We start from the raw sequence: 20,151 nt of genomic DNA, 5'->3' as shown, positions 1-20,151 counted from the left end.
GCGATGGCCATCGCCTCCGACCTCCCTCTCGCGCATCCCGGCTCCCGGGCCATCCAGGCCGGGGCCGGCCGCCCGGGCCGTGCCCTGGCCGCGGCGATCGAGACCGGCCGGCAGCGCGTCGTCGTCACCGCGCTGGTCTTCGGCATGGCCTTCGCCGGCATCGGCATGGGGCTGGTCCGGCTGATGGCGTTCGCCGACACCGGGGAAGGCGCGCCGGTCGCCATGGTGGGGCCCGCCAGCGACCGGGCCGATCTGCGCGATCGCAACGGGCTGATCCTGGCCACCACGCTGCCCTCGATGTCGCTCTACGCCGACCCGAAGCTGGTGATCGACCCGATCGAGGCCTCGCTGCGGCTGAGCAAGGTGCTGCCCGATCTGAACCCGGACAAGCTGCTGGCCGACCTGTCGTCCGACCGCCGCTTCGTCTGGCTGAAGCGCGGCCTGACCCCAGCCCAGCAATATGAAATCAACCGCCTCGGCATCCCCGGCCTGGCCTTCCAGGCCGAGGAGCGCCGCTACTATCCGGCCGGGGGGCTGACCTCGCATGTCGTCGGCTTCACCAACATCGACGCCCAGGGCATCGCCGGGCTGGAGAAGAGCCTGGACAGCCGCCTGCAGAACGGCGAGTCGGTGGCGCTGTCGATCGACCTGCGGCTGCAGGAGATGGTGCGGAACGAGCTGCAGGCCACGATCGCCAAGTTCAAGGCGACGGCCGGCAACGTCGTCATCATGGACGTCAAGACCGGCGAGATCCTGTCCATGGTCTCGCTGCCGGACTTCAACCCCTACGAGCCGACCGCCGCGTCCGAGGATGCCCTGTTCAACCGGAACACGCTCGGCGTGTACGAGATGGGCTCCACCTTCAAGATCTTTAACACCGCGCTGGCGCTGGAAAGCGGCACCTCGACCCTGCAGACGACCTACGACCAGAGCCCGATCCGGGTCGGCCGCTTCACCATCCGCAATTTCCGGGCCGAGCCGCAATCCGGGCGGTGGAGCGTCTACGAGATCTTCCGGCAGTCGATGAACACCGGCTCGGTGCATATGTTCGAGGCGGCGGGGCTCCAGCGGCAGAAGGAGTTCATGGCCCGGCTGGGGTTGAGCAAGCCCTCGCCGCTCGAGCTGCCGGAGGTCGGGGCGCCAATGGTGCCGCAGCCCTGGAGCCAGGTCAGCGGCATGACCATCGCCTATGGCCACGGCATGGCGGTCACGCCGATCCAGCTCGTCAGCGCGGTCGCCGCCGTGGTCAATGGCGGCACCCTGTATCCGCCGACCCTGTTCAAGCACGACCCGTCCCGGCCGGTGCAGGGAAAACGGGTGATGTCGCCCGAGCTGTCGCGGATCATGCGGGCGCTGATGCGCGTCGTGGTCGTCAGCGGCACCGCCACCAAGGCGGAGGTGCCCGGCTATTTCGTCGGTGCCAAGACCGGCTCGGCCAACAAGGCGGTGCGGGGCGGCTACAACCGCAAGGCCGGCGTGACCGACTTCGTCGGCATCTTCCCGGCCTATGATCCGAAATACATCGTCATGACCATGCTGGAGGATGCCCAGGCGATCGAAGGCACTTACGGCTACAACACCGCAGGCTGGAACGCGGCGCCGCTGGGCGGCCGGATCATCGCCCGCATGGGGCCGATGATGGGGATCGAGCCGAAGGATCCGAACGACCCGGCGATCCTGCGGGAGCTGACGGTGGATCCGGCCGGCGGTGCCGCCCCGCAGGTCGCGGCGGCCGTGGAGGAGGAAGAGGGATGAGCGGCGGCGCGTCCACCCTTCCCGCCGGGCTGAAAGGGCTGACCGCGGATTCCCGTGCGGTCCGGCCCGGCTTCCTGTTCGCGGCCCTGCCGGGCGCGCGCGTGGACGGCCGCGCCTTCATCGCCGACGCGCTGACCGCCGGTGCCGCCGCGATCCTGGCGCCGGAAGGCACGGCGCTGCCGCCGGGCGCCACCGCCGCGCTGATCACGGACGCCAATCCGCGCCGCCGCCTGGCGCTGCTGGCGGCAGAGTTCTACGGTGGGCAGCCGGCCACCATCGCCGCCGTCACCGGCACCAGCGGCAAGACCTCGACCGTCAACTTCGCCCGCCAGCTCTGGACCCTCCTGGGCCACCAGGCCGCCAGCCTGGGCACGCTCGGCGTCATGGCGCCGGGGCGCGAGCGCTATGGCTCGCTGACCACGCCCGACCCGGTGGCGCTGCATGCCGAGCTGGCCGACCTGGCCGCCGCAGGGGTGACCAAGCTGGCGATGGAGGCGTCGTCGCACGGGCTCGACCAGTTCCGGCTGGACGGGGTGCGGGTGACGCTGGCCGCCTTTACCAACTTCACCCAGGATCATCTCGACTACCACGCCACCATGGCGGAGTACCTGGCGGCCAAGGCACGGCTGTTCGACCAGGTGCTGCAGCCCGGCGGCACTGCCGTGATCAATGCCGACGTGCCGGAGGCTGCGGGGCTGGTCGCCCGCACCCGCGCCGCCGGGCGCACCGCGCTGACCCTCGGCCGCGCCGGCCAGGAGTTCCGGCTGGACCTGGCCGAGCCGCTGCCGCACGGCATCGACCTGCGCTTCACCGCCGGCGGCAGGGCCTATCGGGCGGAGCTGCCGCTGGTCGGCGGCTTCCAGGCCTACAACGTGCTGACCGCGCTCGCCCTGGTGGTGGCCGACGGCGCCGACCTCGACACTGCCGCCGGCCTCTTGGAGCAGCTCAAGGGTATCCCGGGCCGGGTCGAGCTGGTGGCCAGCCACCCGAACGGCGCCCCGGTCTATGTCGACTATTCGCACAAGCCGGGGGCGCTGGAGACGGTGCTGACCGCCCTGCGCCCGCACACCAGCGGCGCCCTGGTCGTGGTGTTCGGCTGCGGCGGCGACCGCGACCGCGCCAAGCGCCCGCTGATGGGCGAGATCGCGGCGCGCCTGGCCGACCGCGTGATCGTCACCGACGACAACCCGCGCAGCGAGAACCCGGCCGAGATCCGCCGCCAGGTGCTGGCCGGCTGCCCCGGTGCCGCCGAGATCGGCGACCGGGCCGAGGCCATCCGCGCCGCGGTCGAGGGGCTTGGCCCCGGTGATGTCCTGGTCGTGGCCGGAAAGGGCCATGAGACCGGCCAGATTATCGGCGATGACGTGCGACCGTTCGACGATGCGGAGCAGGCGCGCGCAGCCGTGACCGAACTGAAGAGCGACCCGCGATGGAGACGAACGCCATGACCAACCCTGCGCTCTGGCCGGCCGCGGAGGCGGCCGCCGCAACCAATGGGATGCAGGTCGGCGAGTGGTCGGCGTCCGGCGTCTCGATCGACAGCCGCTCGGTCGTGGCGGGCGACCTGTTCGTGGCGCTGCGCGGGCCGAACTTCGACGGCCACGACTACGTCAAGGACGCCCTGGCCAAGGGCGCCGCGGCGGTCATGGTCGACCGGGTGCCGCAGGGCGTGCCGCATGACGCGCCGCTCTTGGTGGTCGAGGACACCCTGGACGGGCTGACCGACCTGGCGCGCTTCGCCCGCATGCGCAGCGAGGCGCGGGTCGTCGGGGTCACCGGCTCGGTCGGCAAGACCAGCACCAAGGAGGCGCTGAAGCTGGCCCTGTCGGCCACCGCGCCGGCCTACGCCTCGCAGGGCAACCTGAACAACCAGTGGGGCGCGCCGCTCAGCCTGTCGCGGATGCCGGAGCAGGTCGCCTACGGCGTGTTCGAGCTTGGCATGAACCATGCCGGCGAGATCGCGCCGCTGTCCCGCCTGGTCGAGCCGGACGTCGCCATCATCACCAATGTCGAGGCGGTGCACGCCGCCCATTTCGACTCGGTCGACGGCATCGCCGACGCCAAGGCGGAGATCTTCCGCGGCATGGGGCCGGAGAGCACGGCGATCCTGAACCGCGACAACCCGTTCTTCCCGCGCCTGGTGGCCCATGCCCGGACCCAGGGCGTCGGCCGGATCTGGAGCTTCGGCGAGCATGCCGAGGCCGATGCCCGGCTGGTCGACTGCTCGCTGCACACCGCGGCCAGCGCGGTCAACGCCGTGATCCTGGGCGAGCCGCTGCGCTACACCCTGTCGGCCCCGGGCAAGCACTGGGTGCTGAACAGCCTGTCGGTGCTGCTGGCCGCCAAGGCGATGGGCGCCAACATCGCCGGCGCCGCCCGCGCCATGGGCCGGATCACGCCGCTGCGCGGCCGCGGCGCCCGCGTCACCATCGAGCTGCAGCGCGGCGGCCAGGCCGGCAAGCTGCTGCTGATCGACGAGAGCTACAACGCCAGCCCGGTCTCGGTCGCCGCCAGCCTGGCTGTGCTGGGTGGGGTCGACAGCGGCCCGGACGGGCGCCGCATCGCCGTGCTCGGCGACATGCTGGAGCTCGGGCCCGACGCGCCGGCCCTGCATGCGGGTCTGAAGCAGCATGTGCTGGCCAACGACATCGATCTCGTCTTCACCTGCGGCCCGGACATGAAGCAGCTGCACGACGCGCTGCCGGAAGGCCGGCGCGGCGCCCATGCGGCGGACAGCGCCGCCCTGGCGCCGGTCCTGGCCGAGGCGGTGCGTCCGGGCGACTGCGTCATGGTCAAGGGCTCGCTCGGCAGCCGCATGGCCGTGCTCGTCGAGGCGCTGGAAAATCTGCACGTGGCGCGCGAGAACCGGGCCTCCCAAACCCAGCCGTCGGCGAAACGCGTCGCCAACGGCATCTGAAAAGGATAGGCCCCCGGTGCTTCCGGCCCTCTTTGCCCCGCTCGCCGACCAGGCGCTGATCTTCAACCTGTTCCGGTACCTGACCTTCCGGACCGGGGCCGCGGTGATGACGGCGCTCGTCATCGCCTTCGTCATCGGCCCGGCGATGATCCGGTGGCTGAAGTCGCGGCAGGGGGCGGGGCAGCCGATCCGCGAGGACGGGCCCGAGGGCCACTTCAAGAAGCGCGGCACGCCGACCATGGGCGGGCTGATGATCCTGATCGCGATCGTGGTCTCGACCCTGCTCTGGGCCGATCTGCGCAACGCCTTCGTCTGGATCACGCTGCTGGTCACGGTCGGCTTCGGCCTGGTCGGCTTCGGCGACGACTATCTGAAGCTGACCAAGCGCAACCCCAAGGGCCTGTCCGGCAGGCTGAAGCTGCTGGTCCAGGGGGCGATCGCGCTGATCGCCGTGTTCTGGTACCTGCAGGTGACGCCGGAGGTGCAGGAGACCGCGGTCGCGATCCCGTTCCTCAAGGATGTCATGATCGAGCTCGGCGTCCTGTTCTTCCCCTTCGCCATGCTGGTCATGGTCGGCTCCTCGAACGCGGTCAACCTGACCGACGGGCTCGACGGCCTCGCCACCATGCCGGTGATCATCGCCGCCACCTGCTTCGGCCTGATCGCCTATCTCGCCGGCAATGCGGTCTTCGCCAATTACCTGCAGATCCACCATGCCCCGGGCGCCGGCGAGCTGGCGGTGTTCTGCGGCGCGCTGATCGGCGGCGCGCTCGGCTTCCTCTGGTTCAACGCGCCCCCGGCCATGGTGTTCATGGGCGACACCGGCTCGCTGTCGATGGGCGGCGCGCTCGGTGCCATCGCCATGATCACCAAGCACGAGATGGTGCTGGCGATCATCGGCGGCCTGTTCGTGCTCGAGGCGGTGTCGGTGATCGTCCAGGTCGCCAGCTTCAAGCTGACCGGCAAGCGGGTGTTCCGCATGGCGCCGCTGCACCACCACTACGAGAAGAAGGGCTGGGCTGAGCCGACCATCGTGATCCGGTTCTGGATCATCGCCGTGATCCTGGCGCTGATCGGCCTCTCCAGCCTGAAGCTGAGGTGATCGGATGATCGACCTCTCGCATCTCAAGGGCCGCAGCGTCGCCGTCCTCGGCCTCGGCAAGTCCGGCACCGCCGCGATCCGGGCACTGAAGGCGGCGGGCGTCGAGGTCGCGGCCTGGGACGACAAGGTCGCCGGCCGCTCCTTCGCCGAGCGCGAGGGCGTGCCGGTGCGCGACTTCGCCGCCGAGGGCATGGCCGGCATCGACCTGGTGATGCTCAGCCCCGGCATTCCGCGCACCCATCCGCAGCCGCATCCGGCCGTGGCCCGGGCGCTGGAGGCCGGCAGCCGTTTGGTCGGCGACATCGACCTGCTGGCCGAGGCGCTGCCGGACGCCGGCTTCCTCGGCGTCACCGGCACCAACGGCAAGTCGACCACCACGGCGCTGCTGCAGCATGTGTTCCAGGCGGCCGGCATCGATTCCGAGGCCGGCGGCAATCTCGGCCCCGCGGCGCTCGGCCTGCGCCCGGTCGAGGCCGGCGGCTGGTACGTGCTCGAGGTCTCGTCCTACCAGCTCGAGACCATCACCGAGGTGCCCTGGTCGATCGGCGTGTTCATCAACATCACGCCGGACCATCTCGACCGCTATCCCGACATGGCCGGCTACGTCGCCGCCAAGACCCGGCTGCTCGACGGCATCCGCCCGGGCGGCACCGCGGTGATCGGGGTCGATGACGACTATTCCCGCGCGGTGTTCGCGAAGACCAGCGCGCGGCCGGAGATCCGGGCGATCCCGATCTCGGCCGAGCGCGCGGTCGAAGGCGGCGTCTTCGTCCGCGACTTCGTGCTGCACGACGCCACCGAAGGGGATGCCCGGCCGGTGCTCGACCTGCGCCAGGCGCCGGCGCTGCCGGGCGCCCATAACGGCCAGAACGCCGCCTGCGTCTGGGCCGCAGCGCGCGCCGCCGGCGTGGCGGAAGACGTGCTGGCCGCGGCGATCCGCACCTTCCCGGGCCTGGCCCACCGCCAGCAGCTGGTCGGCACCATCGCCGGCATCCGCTTCGTCAACGACAGCAAGGGCACCAACCCGGACGCGGCGGCCAAGGCGCTCGGCTCCTACGACACGATTTACTGGATCGCCGGCGGCCGGCCCAAGGAGGGCGGGCTGGAGGCGGTCGACCCCTATCTGCCGCGGGTGCGCCAGGCGTTCCTGATCGGCGAGGGCACGCCGAAATTCGCCGCCCATCTCGAGGGCCGGGTGCCGTATCAGCGCTCGACCGATCTGGATGCCGCGATCGAGGCCGCCTATCGCGCCGCCAAGGCCGATGGCGTGACCGATGCCGTGGTGCTGCTGTCGCCGGCCTGCGCCTCCTTCGACCAGTTCGCCAATTTCGAGGCGCGCGGCGAGGCCTTCGCCGCCTCGGTCAAGGGGCTGCAGGTCCGGGTGGAGAGGGGGGAGCTGTAGATGGTGACCCTGGATCGCGCCGACAGCTCGGTCATCGGCCGCTGGTGGTGGACCGTCGACCGCTGGATGCTGCTGCTGCTCGGCATCATCATGGGCATCGGCTCGATCCTGATCCTGGCCGCCAGCCCGGCCGTGGCCCAGCGCATCAATCTCGGCGAGTTCTACTTCATCGAACGCCACCTGATGATGCTGCTGCCGGCCATCGCGCTGACCTTCATGGTCTCGCTGATGAGCCCGCCGGCGATCCGGCGCACCGCGGCGATCGTGCTGCTGCTGTCGATGCTCGGCGTCTTCGCCACGCTGTTCGTCGGGGTCGAGATCAAGGGCGCGACCCGCTGGATCCAGCTGCCCGGCCTGTCGCTGCAGCCTTCGGAATTCGTCAAGCCGGCCTTCGCCGTGGCCGCCGCCTGGCTGTTCGCGCAGCAGAAGACCCGGCCGGGCTTCCCCGGCTACATCGCCTCGACCGTGCTCTACGCCCTGATCGCCTTCCTGCTGCTGTCGCAGCCGGATCTCGGCATGACCGTGGTGGTCACCGCGGTCTGGTTCATCCAGTTCTTCATCGCCGGCCTGCCGATGTTCCTGGTGATCGGGCTGATCGGCCTGGGCACCGGCGGCCTGGTCGGCTCCTACTTCCTGTTCGAGCATGTCCGCAGCCGCATCGACCGCTTCCTCGACCCGTCGACCGGCGACAACTACCAGGTCGACCGGGCGCTCGAGGCCTTCAGCAATGGCGGGCTGTTCGGCACCGGCCCGGGCGAGGGCTCGGTCAAGCTGTACCTGCCGGACGCCCATGCCGACTTCATCTTCGCCGTCGGCGGCGAGGAGTTCGGCCTGTTCTTCTGCCTGCTGCTCGTGGCGCTGTTCGCCTTCATCGTCGTCCGCGGCCTGTCGCGGGTGATGAACGAGTCCAACCTGTTCATCATGCTGGCGGTGGTCGGGCTGGTCACCCAGTTCGGGCTGCAGGCCGCGATCAACATGGCCTCGACCCTGCACCTGATCCCGACCAAGGGCATGACCCTGCCCTTCGTCAGCTATGGCGGCTCGTCCCTGATCGCGCTCGGCTACGGCATGGGCATGGTGCTGGCCCTGACCCGCAGGCATGCGGGGAGCGGAATCCGGTGAGCGATGCCCGCCCCATCCTGCTGGCCGCTGGCGGCACCGGCGGTCATGTCTTTCCGGCGGAGGCGCTGGCCCGGACGCTGATCGCCCGCGGCCATGCCGTGCGCCTGGCGACCGACCCGCGCGGCCGCGCCTTCGGCGACCGGCTGCCCGAGGTCCCGGTCGACGCCGTCCGCTCCGCCACCGTGGCCCCTGGGCTGCTCGGCAAGCTGAAGACCGCGACCATGCTTGGCCTCGGCTATCTCGACGCAAGCGGCGTGCTGCGCCGGCACCGGCCGGCGGCCGTGGTCGGCTTCGGCGGCTACCCCTCGGCCCCGACCGTGCTGGCCGCTTCGCGCGCCGGCATCCCGGTGCTGCTGCACGAGCAGAACGCGCTGTTGGGCCGGGTCAACCGCTGGCTGGCCGGCCGCGCTGCGACCATCGCCACCGGCTTCCCGCTGCAGGCGGCGCCGGCCCAGGGCGGCCGGCGAGTCGAGGTTACCGGAAACCCGGTCCGCCCGGCGATCGCGGCGAAGTTCGGCACGCCCTATCCGGCCCCGGCGGAGGACGGCAGGCTGACCCTGCTGGTGCTCGGCGGCAGCCAGGGCGCGCGGGTGTTCAGCGAGTTGATCCCGGCCGCGGTGGCGCTGCTGCCGGAGGGGCTGCGGACCCGGCTGTCGATCGTGCAGCAGTGCCGGCCCGAGGACATCGAGGCCTGCCGCGGCCGCTACGCCGCGATCGGCGCCGACGCCACGCTGTCGACCTTCTTCGACGACGTGCCGGAGCGGCTGGCCGCGGCCCAGCTGGTGATCTGCCGGTCCGGCGCCTCGACCGTCGCCGAGCTTGCGACCATAGGCCGCCCCGCCATCCTGGTGCCCTATCCCTTCGCCATGGACGACCACCAGACCGCCAATGCCAGGGCCATCGCGGCCTCCGGCGGAGGGTGGCTGATGCCGCAGTCGGAGCTCACTCCGGAAGTGCTGGCATCGCGTCTCGAACACCTGTACACCCGCCCCTCCGTTCTGGTGGAAGCAGCCGGCGCCGCGCGCGCCGCAGCCCATCCGGATGCCGCCGACCGACTCGCCGATCTCGTCCTCGCCCTTGCCGGGCAGGAGGCGGGCGCCCGCGCGTCGGCCGCAACTGGAGCCTGAGTTTAGGAGTACCGCCGATGAGGCAGATGCCGCTCGACATTGGGATGATCCACTTCGTGGGGATCGGCGGCATCGGCATGAGCGGGATCGCCGAGATCCTGCACAATCTCGGCTATTCGGTGCAGGGCAGCGACGTGGCCGAGAGCGCCAATGTCCTGCGCCTGCGCAAGGCCGGCATCGACGTCAAGATCGGCCATGCCGCGGCCCATCTCGGCGACGCCGCCGTGGTCGTCATCTCGTCGGCGGTGAAGAGCGACAATCCGGAGGTCAAGGCCGCCCGCGCCGCGGCGATCCCGGTGGTGCGCCGGGCCGAGATGCTGGCCGAGCTGATGCGGCTGAAATGGTCGATCGCGATCGGCGGCACCCACGGCAAGACCACCACCACCAGCCTGGTGGCGGCGATGATCGACGGCGCCGGCATGGACCCGACCGTGATCAACGGCGGCATCATCAACGCCTACGGCACCAACGCCCGGCTCGGCCAGGGCGACTGGATGGTGGTCGAGGCCGATGAGAGCGACGGCACCTTCACCCGGCTGCCGGCGACCATCGTCGTGGTCACCAACATCGACCCCGAGCATCTCGACTTCTACGGCGATTTCGACTCGGTGAAGGCGGCGTTCGAGCAGTTCGTCACCAACACGCCGTTCTACGGCTTCGCCGTCCTCTGCATCGACCATCCCGAGGTGCAGGCGCTGATCTCGCGGGTCACCGACCGGCGCATCGTCACCTACGGATTCAGCCCGCAGGCCGACATCCGCGCGATCGATTTTTCGATCGAAACGCGCGGCTCGCGCTTCACCGCCGTGCTCCAGGATCGGCAGTCCGGAAAAAGCCGTTTGATACGCGATATTGTGTTGCCAATGCTCGGGCAACACAATATCCAGAATGCATTGGCCGCTATCGCCGTGGCCCATGAGATGGGAATGGACGACGGGCAGATCATCGAATCGCTGGCCCGCTTCAGCGGGGTCAAGCGCCGGTTCACCAAGACCGGCGAGTCGGGCGGTGTGACGGTGATCGATGATTACGGACATCATCCAGTGGAGATCGCCGCGGTGCTCAAGGCGGCCCGGGCCGCGGCCCAGAAGCACAAGGTGATCGCCGTGGTGCAGCCGCACCGCTACAGCCGGCTGGCCAGCCTGTTCCAGGAATTCTGCACCTGCTTCAACGACGCCGACATCGTCGTGGTGGCGGATGTCTACGCCGCCGGCGAAGCGCCGGTCGAAGGCGCCACCCGCTCGGCCCTGGTCGAGGGGCTGCGCGACAGCGGCCACCGCCGGGTGATCCCGCTGCCGGGGCCGGAGGCGCTGCCGCAGCTCGCCTACGACCTGGCCCAGCCGGGCGACTTCGTGGTCTGCCTCGGCGCCGGCAACATCACCGCCTGGGCCAACGCCCTGCCCGGCGAGCTCGACGCGCTGCGCGCCAAGCGCACGGCGGGGGCGAGCCGATGACGAAGTCGGTCGCAATCCTCTACGGCGGCTGGTCGGCGGAGCGCGAGGTCAGCCTCGTCTCCGGCAAGGCCGTCGCCGTGGCGCTGCGCGGCCGCGGCCATCGGGTCGAGCTGATCGATGTCGGCCGCGACCTCGAGGCGCTGCTGCGCGCCCTGCGGCCGGCGCCGGACGTGGTGTTCAACGCCCTGCACGGCAAGGGCGGCGAGGACGGCACGATCCAGGGCGTGCTCGACATGCTGGGCCTGCCCTACACCCATTCCGGCGTGCGGCCCTCGGCGATCGCCATGTCCAAGCCGGCGACCAAGCAGGTGGTCGGCGCGGTCGGCATCCGCACCGCCCGCGGCGTGGTCGCGCCGCCGCAGCAGGTGGCCGAGCACCACCTGATGGAGCCGCCCTATGTGGTCAAGCCGGCGGCGGAGGGCTCCAGCGTCGGTGTCCGCATCGTCCGTGCCAACGACAACGCGCCGCCGATCGACCTCGCCGGCTGGGGCTATGGCGACGCGCTGGTCGAGGAATACATCCCGGGTCGCGAGCTGACCGTCGGCGTGATGGGCGACCGCGCCCTGACCGTGACCGAGATCGCGCACACCCACGCCTTCTTCGACTACGACGCGAAATACACCGAGGGCCACGCCGTCCACACCCTGCCGGCGCAGGTGCCGGACGTCGTCTCGGCCGAGGCCATGCGCCTGGCGCTGCTGGCGCACCGCACGCTCGGCTGCCGCGGCATCAGCCGCACCGATTTCCGCTGGGACGACACCCGGCCGGGCAGCGAAGGTCTCTACTTCCTCGAGATCAACACCCAGCCGGGCTTCACCCCGATCTCGCTGGTGCCGGAGCAGGCCAGGCACATCGGCGTCGACTTCGCCGATCTCTGCGAATGGCTGCTGGAGGACGCCGCGTGCGGTCGCTGAGCGCCGAGCCCGACGCCGCGCGCCGGCGCGGCAGCGGCGGCACCTCGGTGCGCCGCAAGCCGATGGCCCGGCGCCAGGCGGCGGCGCTGCGCCTGGGCGGCATGGCGCTGGGCGGCATCGCCGTGTTCGGCCTGCTGGCCGCGCTGTGGACCAGCGGCACGCTGACCGCGGCCGGGCGCGGCATCCATGGCGCGGTGATGGGCGTGACCGTGGCGGCCGGCTTCTCGGTGCAGGAGGTGCTGGTCGAAGGCCGGCGCTCGGTCGATGGCGGCGTGATCATGGCGGCGCTCGGCGTCGGCCGCGGCGACCCGATCTTCGACCTCGACCCCGATGCGGCCCAGACGGCGCTGCTGGACGTCCCCTGGATCCGGTCCGCCAGCGTCGAGCGCCGGCTGCCGGACACGGTGTTCGTCCGGATCGAGGAGCGGATGCCGCTGGCGCTGTGGCAGAACAACCAGAGCTTCAGCCTGATCGACCGCGAGGGCCATGTCCTGCCGGTGCCGTCGGTGGCCGACTATCCGGACCTGCCGATGGTGGTCGGCGGCGATGCGGCCGCGACCGCGGCGGCGCTGATCGACGCCCTGTCGAAGACGCCGGACATCGCCCGCCGGATCCGCTCGGCCATGCGGGTCGGCGGCCGGCGCTGGGATCTGGTGCTCGACAACCACGTCACCGTGAAGCTGCCGGACGGCGACGTCGCCCCGGCGCTGGCCCGGCTGGACGAGGCGCAGCGCAAGGACTCGGTGCTGGACCGCGATATCGTGGCGGTCGATCTGCGCCTGGGCGACCGCATGGTCATCCAGCTCACCCCCGCGGCCGCGGCGCAGCGCGCCCCGACCAAGGACAAGTCATGATGGGTGGCGCGGATGGCTCTCATGGGATTTAACGCGATGCGCCGCCCTCGCACCCGCGCTCGGGGCTCGATCGTCGCCGCCGTCGATCTCGGCACGACCAAGGTCGTGTGCTTCATCGCGCGCGTCGTCGACGAGGGCAAGGCCCAGGTGATCGGCATCGGTCACCAGGCCAGCCGCGGCGTCCGCGCCGGCGCCATCGTCGAGCTCGACGCGGCGGAGAAGACCATCGCTTTGGCGGTGCAGGCGGCCGAGCAGATGGCCGGCGAGACCGTCAACGAGGTGATCGTCAACCTCTCCGGCGGCCATCCGGCGTCGCAGAGCCTGTCGCTCCAGGTCCCGGTCGGCGGCCGCGAGGTCACCGACAACGACCTGCGCCGCGCCGCCCGTGCCTTCAACGGCAGCATCGCCACCGACGCCGAGGTGATCCACGCCGTGCCGATCAGCTACGGCCTCGACGAGGTGCGCGGCGTGCGCGACCCGCGCGGCATGGTCGGCGAATCCCTGAGCATCGATCTGCATCTGATCACCGCCAACACCGGCGCGGTGCGCAACCTGACCAGCTGCGTCAACCGGGCCCATCTCGAGGTCGAGAGCGTCATCCTCTCGCCCTACGCCTCGGGCCTGGCCTGCCTGGTGCCGGACGAGCGCGAGCTGGGCTGCACCGTGATCGACATGGGCGGCGGCACCACCTCGCTGGCCGTGTTCATCGAGGGTCGGCTGGTCTTCGCCGATTGCCTGCCGGTCGGCGGCGCCCATGTCACCAACGACATCGCCCGCGGCCTGACCACGCCGGTCGTCCATGCCGAGCGGATGAAGACCCTCTACGGCTCGGCCCTGCCGTCCGTCGCCGACGACCGCGAGGTGATCGACGTGCCGCAGGTCGGCGAGGAAGAGGACAGCCAGCCGACCCATGTGCCGAAGAGCCTGCTGACCGGGATCATCCAGCCCCGGATGGAGGAGATCTTCGAGATGGTGCGCTCGCGGCTCGAGGCCAGCGGCTTCGACAAGGCCTTCGGCCGCCGCGTGGTGCTGACCGGCGGCGGCTCGCAGCTGCAGGGCGCGCGCGAGCTGGCCCAGCTGGTGCTGGACAAGCAGGTCCGCATGGGCCGCCCGCTGGGCCTCGACGGCCTGGCCGAGGCGACCGCGGGACCCAGCTTTTCGACGGCCACGGGCCTGTTGGCCTACGCCATTTCGGGGCCCGCCGACCTGGTCGGCTCGGGCCCGGGGCTGGAGGAGAGCGGCGCCGCGGGCGGCGGCTTCTTCAGCCGGATCGGAGGGTGGTTCCGTGACAACCTCTGAGCCGAGACCAATGAACCCGGCACGCCTGACCATCCGGGGCGATGCCGGGAGCACGGACCAGACGGGTGGGAAGCGGTCGCAGGGTGAATAGGGGACAGTAGGGGAGCATCGATATGATCAATCTCAGCATCCCGCAGGGCGATATCAGCCTCCAGCCGCGGATCACCGTGGTTGGTGTGGGCGGCGCCGGCGGCAACGCCGTCAACAACATGATCCGGGCCAACCTGGCCGGGGTCGAATTCGTGGTGGCCAACACCGACGCGCAGGCGCTGGCCGGCTCCGCGGCGCAGAAGCGGATCCAGCTCGGCGCCGGGCTGACCCAGGGCCTCGGCGCCGGGTCGCGGCCCGACATCGGCCGGGCCTCGGCCGAGGAGGCGATGGAGCACATCGTCGCCCATCTCGACGGCGCGCACATGGTGTTCATCACCGCCGGCATGGGCGGCGGCACCGGCACCGGCGCTGCGCCCGTGATCGCCCGCGCGGCGCGCGAGCAGGGCATACTGACCGTCGGCGTGGTGACCAAGCCCTTCCACTTCGAGGGCGCGCACCGCATGCGCATGGCCGAGCAGGGGCTGCAGGAGCTGCAGCAGTATGTCGACACCCTGATCATCATCCCGAACCAGAACCTGTTCCGCATCGCCAACGAGAAGACGACCTTCGCGGACGCCTTCCGGATGGCGGACGAGGTGCTGCATTCGGGCGTGCGCGGCGTCACCGACCTGATGGTGCAGCCGGGCCTGATCAATCTCGACTTCGCCGACATCCGCACGGTGATGGCGGAGATGGGCAAGGCGATGATGGGCACCGGCGAGGCCGAGGGCGAGCGCCGCTCGATCAGCGCCGCCGAGGCCGCGATCTCGAACCCGCTGCTCGACGACATCTCGATGAAGGGGGCCAAGGGCGTCCTGATCAACATCACGGGCGGCCTCGACATGACCCTGTACGAGGTCGACGAGGCGACCAACCGCATCCGTGACGAGGTCGACCCCGACGCCAACATCATCTTCGGCTCGACCTTCGACGAGAGCATGGAGGGCCGGGTCCGGGTGTCGGTGGTCGCCACCGGCATCGACATGGCGATCAACCAGGCGCAGCGGCCGCAGACCTACAGCACCACCACGCTGCCCTCCGGCGACCGCGCCCGGCCGCAGCCGGCCGGCGCTCCGGCGGCCGCCCCGGCGCCGCAGCCGATGATGCCGGCCCGCCCGGCGGCGGTGACGCCGCAGCGCTTCGCCATGGCCCAGCCGGCGCCGAAGCCGGTCGCCCCGGCCCCGGTCGAGCAGGCCCCGCCGGCTCCGGTCGAGGCGGCGCCGGAGCCGGACTACGCGGCCGAGGACGAGGCCGAGCCCGCGGTCGCCGAGATGCAGGAGCCGGCGGTGCAGCAGGCCCGGGCCCCGGCGGCGATGTCGGCGGGCGCACGCCCGGGCTTCGGCGCGGCGCGTCCGGCCCCGACGGCGGCCCCGCAGGCGGCGGCGCAGCGCCCGGTCGAAGCGGTTCCGGCCGCCCCGGCGGAAGGGCGCAAGAAGCTGGGCCTGTTCCGGCGTGTGACCGGCCTGCTGCGGGAAGAGGAGCAGCCGCAGCCGGAGGCGCATCAGGCGCATCACGAGCCGACGCTGCGCCAGGAGCCGGCGCCGCGCGCGGCCGAGCCGCCGCGGGCCCCCGAGGCGCCGCGTCCGGTGGCGCAGCAGCGCCTGGCGATCGATGCCGGCCGCGCCCCGCTGCCGCGCAGCGACGAGGACGCGCTCGACATCCCGGCCTTCCTCCGCCGCCAGGCGAACTGAGGCCGGTTCGTTCCACCGCTGCCACCGGCCGCACGCTCCCCTCGCGGCCGGTGGGAATTTTCATGTGCCTCGGCCGCCCGCTCACCGCGGGCGGCCTTTTTTCGTGCGCCAGGCATGGCGTGAGGTGCGCAAGCACCGTTTGGTCGGGATGGTATCCGGCCGGAGACTTCGAGGTGAGCGTCCTCTACGGGCCCAGGTGATGGGAACCGTTAGCCGAACAGCAAGGGCGTCGTCGCGAGGCGGGGTCTGAAGGAAGCTGCAGGCGAAAGGCCGGCCTGACGAACGGGAAGCGCATAAGAGGCGACCGCCTCTGGGCGAGGGAGCGAAAAGGCCTGAAGCCTGATGTCACCCCAATTCTTCTGTCTCACTCCTGGGGTCCACTCCACAACTGTCGTCTATCTACGAAATTCATGCACTGTCACCGAATTTCCTCACCCTTCTAGCAAGTGGCCCAGGGCCCTTAGCGAGCGCACTCGATCGCAGACGATCTTCAGGATGGCCAGCATTGGGACCGCCAAGATTGCGCCGGGCACACCCCACATCCAGAACCAGAACACCAGTGATAAGATGACCAGCACCGGGTTCAACGTGAAGCGCCGCGCGAGCAGCATGGGTGTCAGGGTTTCACCCTCAAGAAGATGGATGCCGAAGTAGAGGGCTGGCGGCAGTAACGCTCCCCATAGACTGTCAAAGGTCAACATTCCGGCGAGGAAAAAGATAACGGTCCCAAAGAGAGGCCCCAGGATTGGAACGTAGTTGAGGAGAAAGACCGCGACTCCCCAAAGCAGAGGATCTCCAAGTCCGCAAAGGTACATCGCGGCCGCGGTCGCGACTCCCACCAGGGCATTCAGAGCCGTGATTGTCATCAGATAGGCGGATATATCCGCCTCGATCTGCTGAGAAATGTCGACAGCTTGTCGTTTGTCGCCGAACTTCGGAAGGATCTCGACAATACGTCGAAGGAAGATATCGCCCGAAGCCAACAGGAAATAGAGCACCAGGATGGTCGTAAACAGGCCGTCGAGGACTGCGCGCGTTCCCGAGACCAGAACGTCTGTCAAACCGAGATCACGGCGAACCGCAATAATGGATCCCTTCTGTCCGGGAGCGTCGGCGACCCGCTCGGCCTGCTGAATGACTTGTTGCAGCGCCTGGATCGGGCCTTGGAGGGACGCCAAATGGGCTTCGAGGCGTGGTATCCCTTCAGGCAACCTCTGTGCCCAAGTCGCGGCTGGCCCTGACAGGGCCGCCCCGATGCCCGCGAGCAATCCAAACACCATCAGGATGGGCAGGATCGCCCCGATAGCGCGGGGCAAATGTACACGCTCCAGGACACTGACGGCGGGTTGAAGAAGAAGCTTCAGCACAAAGGCGAGCACGATCGGGAGGATGATCGAGCTCGCCACGTAGAGTGCTGCCAAGAAGACCAATGCAAATAGACCACCGACAAAGAACGTCAGCGGATTGGATGGCAGCGGCATCTCTACGTCGTCGGCCCCGGTCAGCACGGCATTCGGTTCTGGCGGACAAGCGTCCTGGACCTTTGGAAACGAGGGCTCCTGCGGCGGCGTCGAGGCAGAAGCCATGGCCCGTCTTCCATCTTGGACGTGAGCATGTCCCTACGTCCGCCGTGAACTATACCCGATTTTGCCGACTTTTGCTGTCAGGCGAGGATGGCTCCGGCAACTCCGCGCCGAATCGGCCTTTCAGCGCGCTCGGAAGGCGCTACTTACAGGACGACAAAATCGGTGACAGTGCACTTAATGAATTCGGCGGCAGTACGGGGCGGCACCAACGCTGTCGCCGAACTGCGAAATTCATGCACTGTCACCGAATTCCCGCGCCTGTCACCGAATTCCCGCGCTTTCCAGCCGACCAAGCTGGACCAGGGCGCAGGAATCCGGCCGTCGCGCTCCGGATAGCGGACATGACCGCAGGCAACCCTTTCCGGAATTGGGGTGACGACATAGGGCCAGGCTCCTCGGCGGCGCCACAATCGCCATCCGGGAGACGAAATCGGCTGCGAAAAGCTGAATATCTCATGATATCAATGGCGTACGCCAGAGCGACCAACCTAACCCATTGACAACAAACGCTTTCCTGACACGCGTTGCACGGGAAGGCCAACCCGCTCGGCGCCAGAATCCCGAGTTTCACAAGGACGACTCATGACGACGCCCCTCGAACCCTCTCCTCAACTTTCCCGGCGAGCGCTCGTCGCGGGGCTTGGCGCATTGCCCGCCATGCCCCTGCTGACGAGCGGTCCGGCGTCGGCACAGACCGCGGCCGTGCCGGCCTCGGTGAGCGGCGTCTTCCGCCATCCCGGGCTGCTGATCACCGACGCGGATTTCAAGCGCATCCGCCACCACATCGCGGCCGGCCAGCAGCCGTGGACGGACTGGTGGAACAAGCTCTGCGCCGACCGCGCCACCGACCTGGATATCGAGCCGAATCCCCAGGCCGAGGTCTATCGGGCCGACAACAGCAAGTACGCGATGTACCGGGACATCCAGCGCGCCTGGTGCCTGGCCCTGCGCTGGAGGCTGTCGGACGACCCGCAGTATGCCAACAAGGCGGTGGAAACGCTGGACGCCTGGTCCGGCAAGCTGAAGGTGATCGGCACCGTGCCCCCGGGATCGACGGCCCATGACGACCACACCTTCATCCTGCTGGCCGGCATTCAGGGCCACCAGTGGGCCCAGGTGGGTGAGATCCTGCGCGGCTACCGCGGCTGGCCGCGCGCGAACCTGGCGCGCTTCCAGCAGATGCTCTCCACGATCTTCGCCCCGATTTCGTCGTGGTTCCTGAGCGAGGGACGCCTGGGCTCCCATGCCAACTGGGAACTCGCCTCGCTGTGCGGCGCGCTGGCCATGGGCGTGTTCTGCGACAAGCCCGAGCTCTACCGGCAGGCCTGCGACGTCTACGCGGGCAACAACCGCGGCAAGCTGCGGAACTTCGGCAACGGCTCGATCGTGCATGGCGTCTACTTCATGCACCCGGGCTACCTCGGACAGTGGGAAGAAAGCGGCCGCGACCAAGGGCATTCGACGCTGGGCATGTCCCTGGGCGGCGACCTGCTGGAGATGGCCTGGAACCAGGGGGACGACCTCTACGGCCTGTACAACAACCGCTTCCTGGCAGCGGCCGAGTACGTGGCCCGCTCGAACCTGCTGGACGAGCACGGCCGCACCTACCCGATGCCTTTCGCGCCGGAACACAATCCCTCGCAGCCCCATCCGTCGAAGTGGACGGAGGTGAACCAGTCCTTCCAGCATGGGCGCAATGCCTGGGAACCGATCTACAACCATTACGTCAACCGCATGGGGCTGGCCGCGCCCAACGTCGCGCGCATCGTGAAGCAAGTCGAGCCGAACTATTGGTCCGGCAATGGCGATGACATGGTGTTTCCGACATTGACGCAGCGCCGCGCGCCCTATGCCGGCCCGATGAAGCCGCCGTCCGGGCTCACGGCACCCGTGCGCAATGGCCGTCCGGTGCTCTCCTGGTGGGGCAGCGTTGGCGCCCTCTCCTATGCGGTCAAACGCAGCGCCAAGGCCAATGGCCCCTTCATGCAGCTGACGACCGTGCCGGCCAGCCAACTGCTGACGCACACCGATGTGCCGCCCGCGGGTGTCTGGTACTACCAGGTCACCGCGTTGGGCGGCGGCGGTGCCAGTGCCGGCTCGAATGTCGTGCGGGTCGCGGTGCCGGGCGAGGCGCGACTGTTGATGCCGCTCAATGGTCAGAACGGCACGGGCACGATGGGCATACTGCTGACGCCCGCCGGTGGCTGGACGCTCGCCGACGGCCAACTGCTGGACGGCGCGACGTGGGGCGAAGGCCGCCTCAAGGACAAGGCCGTCGTGTTCGATGGCAAGAAGGCGGGTCTGCAACTGCCGGCTGGCATCTTCAGCGGCCTGGATGACTTCACCGTCTGCCTGTGGGCTTATGCGAATTCGCTGCACTGGGACACTGCGCTGTTCTTCGTCGGGCAGGACGGCTTCTCCAGCATGTCGATCGTGCCCAAGACCGGCGGCGGCATGCGTTTCGTGATCTTCGGTGCCAGCCACAACGATGCCCAGATCGTGCAAGCCCCCGGCGACATGCCAGCACGCCGGTGGGTCCATGTCGCGGTCACGCTCAAGGGCACCATCGGGCGGCTGTATCTCGACGGCAGGGAAGTGGCTAATGCCGACGACATCGTCCTGTCGCCGCGCCAGGTCGGCGATCAGGTGGCCTTCCTGGGACGCAACTGGCAGCATCCGTCCTTCGATGGCCGCGTCCAGGGCTTGCGGGTCCATGCAGGCGCGTTGAGCGCGACGGAGGTGGCCGCGCTGGCCAAGTGATTCGCTGCTGGTGCAGCCACGCGTCCCTGGACGTGGGGGGGGGGGGGGGGGGGGGGGGGGGGGGGGGGGGGGGGGGGG

Annotated in this window: 14 protein-coding genes; 13 read left to right on the top strand and 1 reads right to left on the bottom strand. The window is 69.7% G+C overall.

What is annotated here, in order from left to right; translation table 11 throughout:
* Positions 1 to 3 precede the first annotated feature (3 nt).
* The 12 genes from AAHM41_RS18030 to ftsZ all read left to right on the top strand — a co-directional run bounded on the left by AAHM41_RS18030 (position 4) and on the right by ftsZ (position 15,727).
* Positions 4 to 1,755: a peptidoglycan D,D-transpeptidase FtsI family protein gene (locus AAHM41_RS18030; protein WP_342237949.1), complete on the top strand. Its 1,752-nt coding sequence runs from the start codon at positions 4 to 6 to the stop codon at positions 1,753 to 1,755.
* On the top strand, positions 1,752 to 3,203 hold the full coding sequence (locus AAHM41_RS18025; RefSeq protein ID WP_342237948.1) for a UDP-N-acetylmuramoyl-L-alanyl-D-glutamate--2,6-diaminopimelate ligase: 1,452 nt from the start codon (positions 1,752 to 1,754) through the stop codon (positions 3,201 to 3,203). The genes AAHM41_RS18030 and AAHM41_RS18025 overlap by 4 nt, the downstream gene beginning before the upstream one ends.
* Positions 3,200 to 4,672, top strand: coding sequence for a UDP-N-acetylmuramoylalanyl-D-glutamyl-2,6-diaminopimelate--D-alanyl-D-alanine ligase (locus AAHM41_RS18020; protein ID WP_342237947.1), 1,473 nt, complete (start codon positions 3,200 to 3,202; stop codon positions 4,670 to 4,672). The genes AAHM41_RS18025 and AAHM41_RS18020 overlap by 4 nt, the downstream gene beginning before the upstream one ends.
* Before the next feature lie 16 nt (positions 4,673 to 4,688).
* Positions 4,689 to 5,774, top strand: coding sequence for a phospho-N-acetylmuramoyl-pentapeptide-transferase (gene mraY, locus AAHM41_RS18015; protein WP_342237946.1), 1,086 nt, complete (start codon positions 4,689 to 4,691; stop codon positions 5,772 to 5,774).
* 4 nt (positions 5,775 to 5,778) lie between these two features.
* The gene (gene murD, locus AAHM41_RS18010) at positions 5,779 to 7,176 is read left to right on the top strand and encodes a UDP-N-acetylmuramoyl-L-alanine--D-glutamate ligase (protein WP_342237945.1); all 1,398 of its coding nucleotides are present in this window, start codon (positions 5,779 to 5,781) and stop codon (positions 7,174 to 7,176) included.
* Positions 7,177 to 8,298 (top strand): FtsW/RodA/SpoVE family cell cycle protein, encoded by a 1,122-nt coding sequence (locus AAHM41_RS18005; protein ID WP_342237944.1) that lies wholly within the window; start codon positions 7,177 to 7,179, stop codon positions 8,296 to 8,298.
* On the top strand, positions 8,295 to 9,425 hold the full coding sequence (gene murG, locus AAHM41_RS18000) for an undecaprenyldiphospho-muramoylpentapeptide beta-N-acetylglucosaminyltransferase (protein WP_342237943.1): 1,131 nt from the start codon (positions 8,295 to 8,297) through the stop codon (positions 9,423 to 9,425). Before AAHM41_RS18005 ends, murG begins: the two co-directional genes overlap by 4 nt.
* Before the next feature lie 17 nt (positions 9,426 to 9,442).
* Positions 9,443 to 10,879 (top strand): UDP-N-acetylmuramate--L-alanine ligase, encoded by a 1,437-nt coding sequence (gene murC / locus AAHM41_RS17995; protein ID WP_342237942.1) that lies wholly within the window; start codon positions 9,443 to 9,445, stop codon positions 10,877 to 10,879.
* Positions 10,876 to 11,793, top strand: coding sequence for a D-alanine--D-alanine ligase (locus AAHM41_RS17990; protein ID WP_342237941.1), 918 nt, complete (start codon positions 10,876 to 10,878; stop codon positions 11,791 to 11,793). The genes murC and AAHM41_RS17990 overlap by 4 nt, the downstream gene beginning before the upstream one ends.
* Complete coding sequence (locus AAHM41_RS17985; protein ID WP_342237940.1) at positions 11,781 to 12,647, top strand: cell division protein FtsQ/DivIB; 867 nt, start codon at positions 11,781 to 11,783, stop codon at positions 12,645 to 12,647. Before AAHM41_RS17990 ends, AAHM41_RS17985 begins: the two co-directional genes overlap by 13 nt.
* A 36-nt stretch (positions 12,648 to 12,683) precedes the next feature.
* Positions 12,684 to 13,946 (top strand): cell division protein FtsA, encoded by a 1,263-nt coding sequence (gene ftsA, locus AAHM41_RS17980; protein WP_342237939.1) that lies wholly within the window; start codon positions 12,684 to 12,686, stop codon positions 13,944 to 13,946.
* Positions 13,947 to 14,059: 113 nt separating this feature from the next.
* Complete coding sequence (ftsZ, locus tag AAHM41_RS17975) at positions 14,060 to 15,727, top strand: cell division protein FtsZ (RefSeq protein ID WP_342237938.1); 1,668 nt, start codon at positions 14,060 to 14,062, stop codon at positions 15,725 to 15,727.
* A 431-nt stretch (positions 15,728 to 16,158) separates the two neighbouring features.
* On the opposite strand, the gene AAHM41_RS17970 is transcribed toward ftsZ, so the two are convergent.
* Complete coding sequence (locus AAHM41_RS17970; protein ID WP_342237937.1) at positions 16,159 to 17,313, bottom strand: AI-2E family transporter; 1,155 nt, start codon at positions 17,311 to 17,313, stop codon at positions 16,159 to 16,161.
* 582 nt (positions 17,314 to 17,895) lie between these two features.
* Here AAHM41_RS17970 and AAHM41_RS17965 point away from each other — a divergent pair.
* The gene (locus AAHM41_RS17965) at positions 17,896 to 20,073 is read left to right on the top strand and encodes a LamG-like jellyroll fold domain-containing protein (protein ID WP_342237936.1); all 2,178 of its coding nucleotides are present in this window, start codon (positions 17,896 to 17,898) and stop codon (positions 20,071 to 20,073) included.
* Positions 20,074 to 20,151 lie beyond the last annotated feature (78 nt).

Source organism: Inquilinus sp. OTU3971 (assembly GCF_038440215.1).
The sequence above is the reverse complement of the archived record's forward strand: the minus strand, read 5'-3'. Positions and strand labels throughout refer to the sequence as shown.

Excerpts from the sequence above, each read along its gene's own strand:
- AAHM41_RS17965 (WP_342237936.1), top strand. The coding sequence starts at position 17,896 with ATGACGACGCCCCTCGAACCCTCTCCTCAACTTTCCCGGCGAGCGCTC.
- murD (WP_342237945.1), top strand. The coding sequence starts at position 5,779 with ATGATCGACCTCTCGCATCTCAAGGGCCGCAGCGTCGCCGTCCTCGGC.
- AAHM41_RS17970 (WP_342237937.1), bottom strand. The coding sequence starts at position 17,313 with ATGGCTTCTGCCTCGACGCCGCCGCAGGAGCCCTCGTTTCCAAAGGTC.
- murC (WP_342237942.1), top strand. The coding sequence starts at position 9,443 with ATGAGGCAGATGCCGCTCGACATTGGGATGATCCACTTCGTGGGGATC.
- AAHM41_RS18030 (WP_342237949.1), top strand. The coding sequence starts at position 4 with ATGGCCATCGCCTCCGACCTCCCTCTCGCGCATCCCGGCTCCCGGGCC.
- AAHM41_RS18020 (WP_342237947.1), top strand. The coding sequence starts at position 3,200 with ATGACCAACCCTGCGCTCTGGCCGGCCGCGGAGGCGGCCGCCGCAACC.
- ftsZ (WP_342237938.1), top strand. The coding sequence starts at position 14,060 with ATGATCAATCTCAGCATCCCGCAGGGCGATATCAGCCTCCAGCCGCGG.
- ftsA (WP_342237939.1), top strand. The coding sequence starts at position 12,684 with ATGCGCCGCCCTCGCACCCGCGCTCGGGGCTCGATCGTCGCCGCCGTC.
- AAHM41_RS18005 (WP_342237944.1), top strand. The coding sequence starts at position 7,177 with ATGGTGACCCTGGATCGCGCCGACAGCTCGGTCATCGGCCGCTGGTGG.
- AAHM41_RS18025 (WP_342237948.1), top strand. The coding sequence starts at position 1,752 with ATGAGCGGCGGCGCGTCCACCCTTCCCGCCGGGCTGAAAGGGCTGACC.
- AAHM41_RS17990 (WP_342237941.1), top strand. The coding sequence starts at position 10,876 with ATGACGAAGTCGGTCGCAATCCTCTACGGCGGCTGGTCGGCGGAGCGC.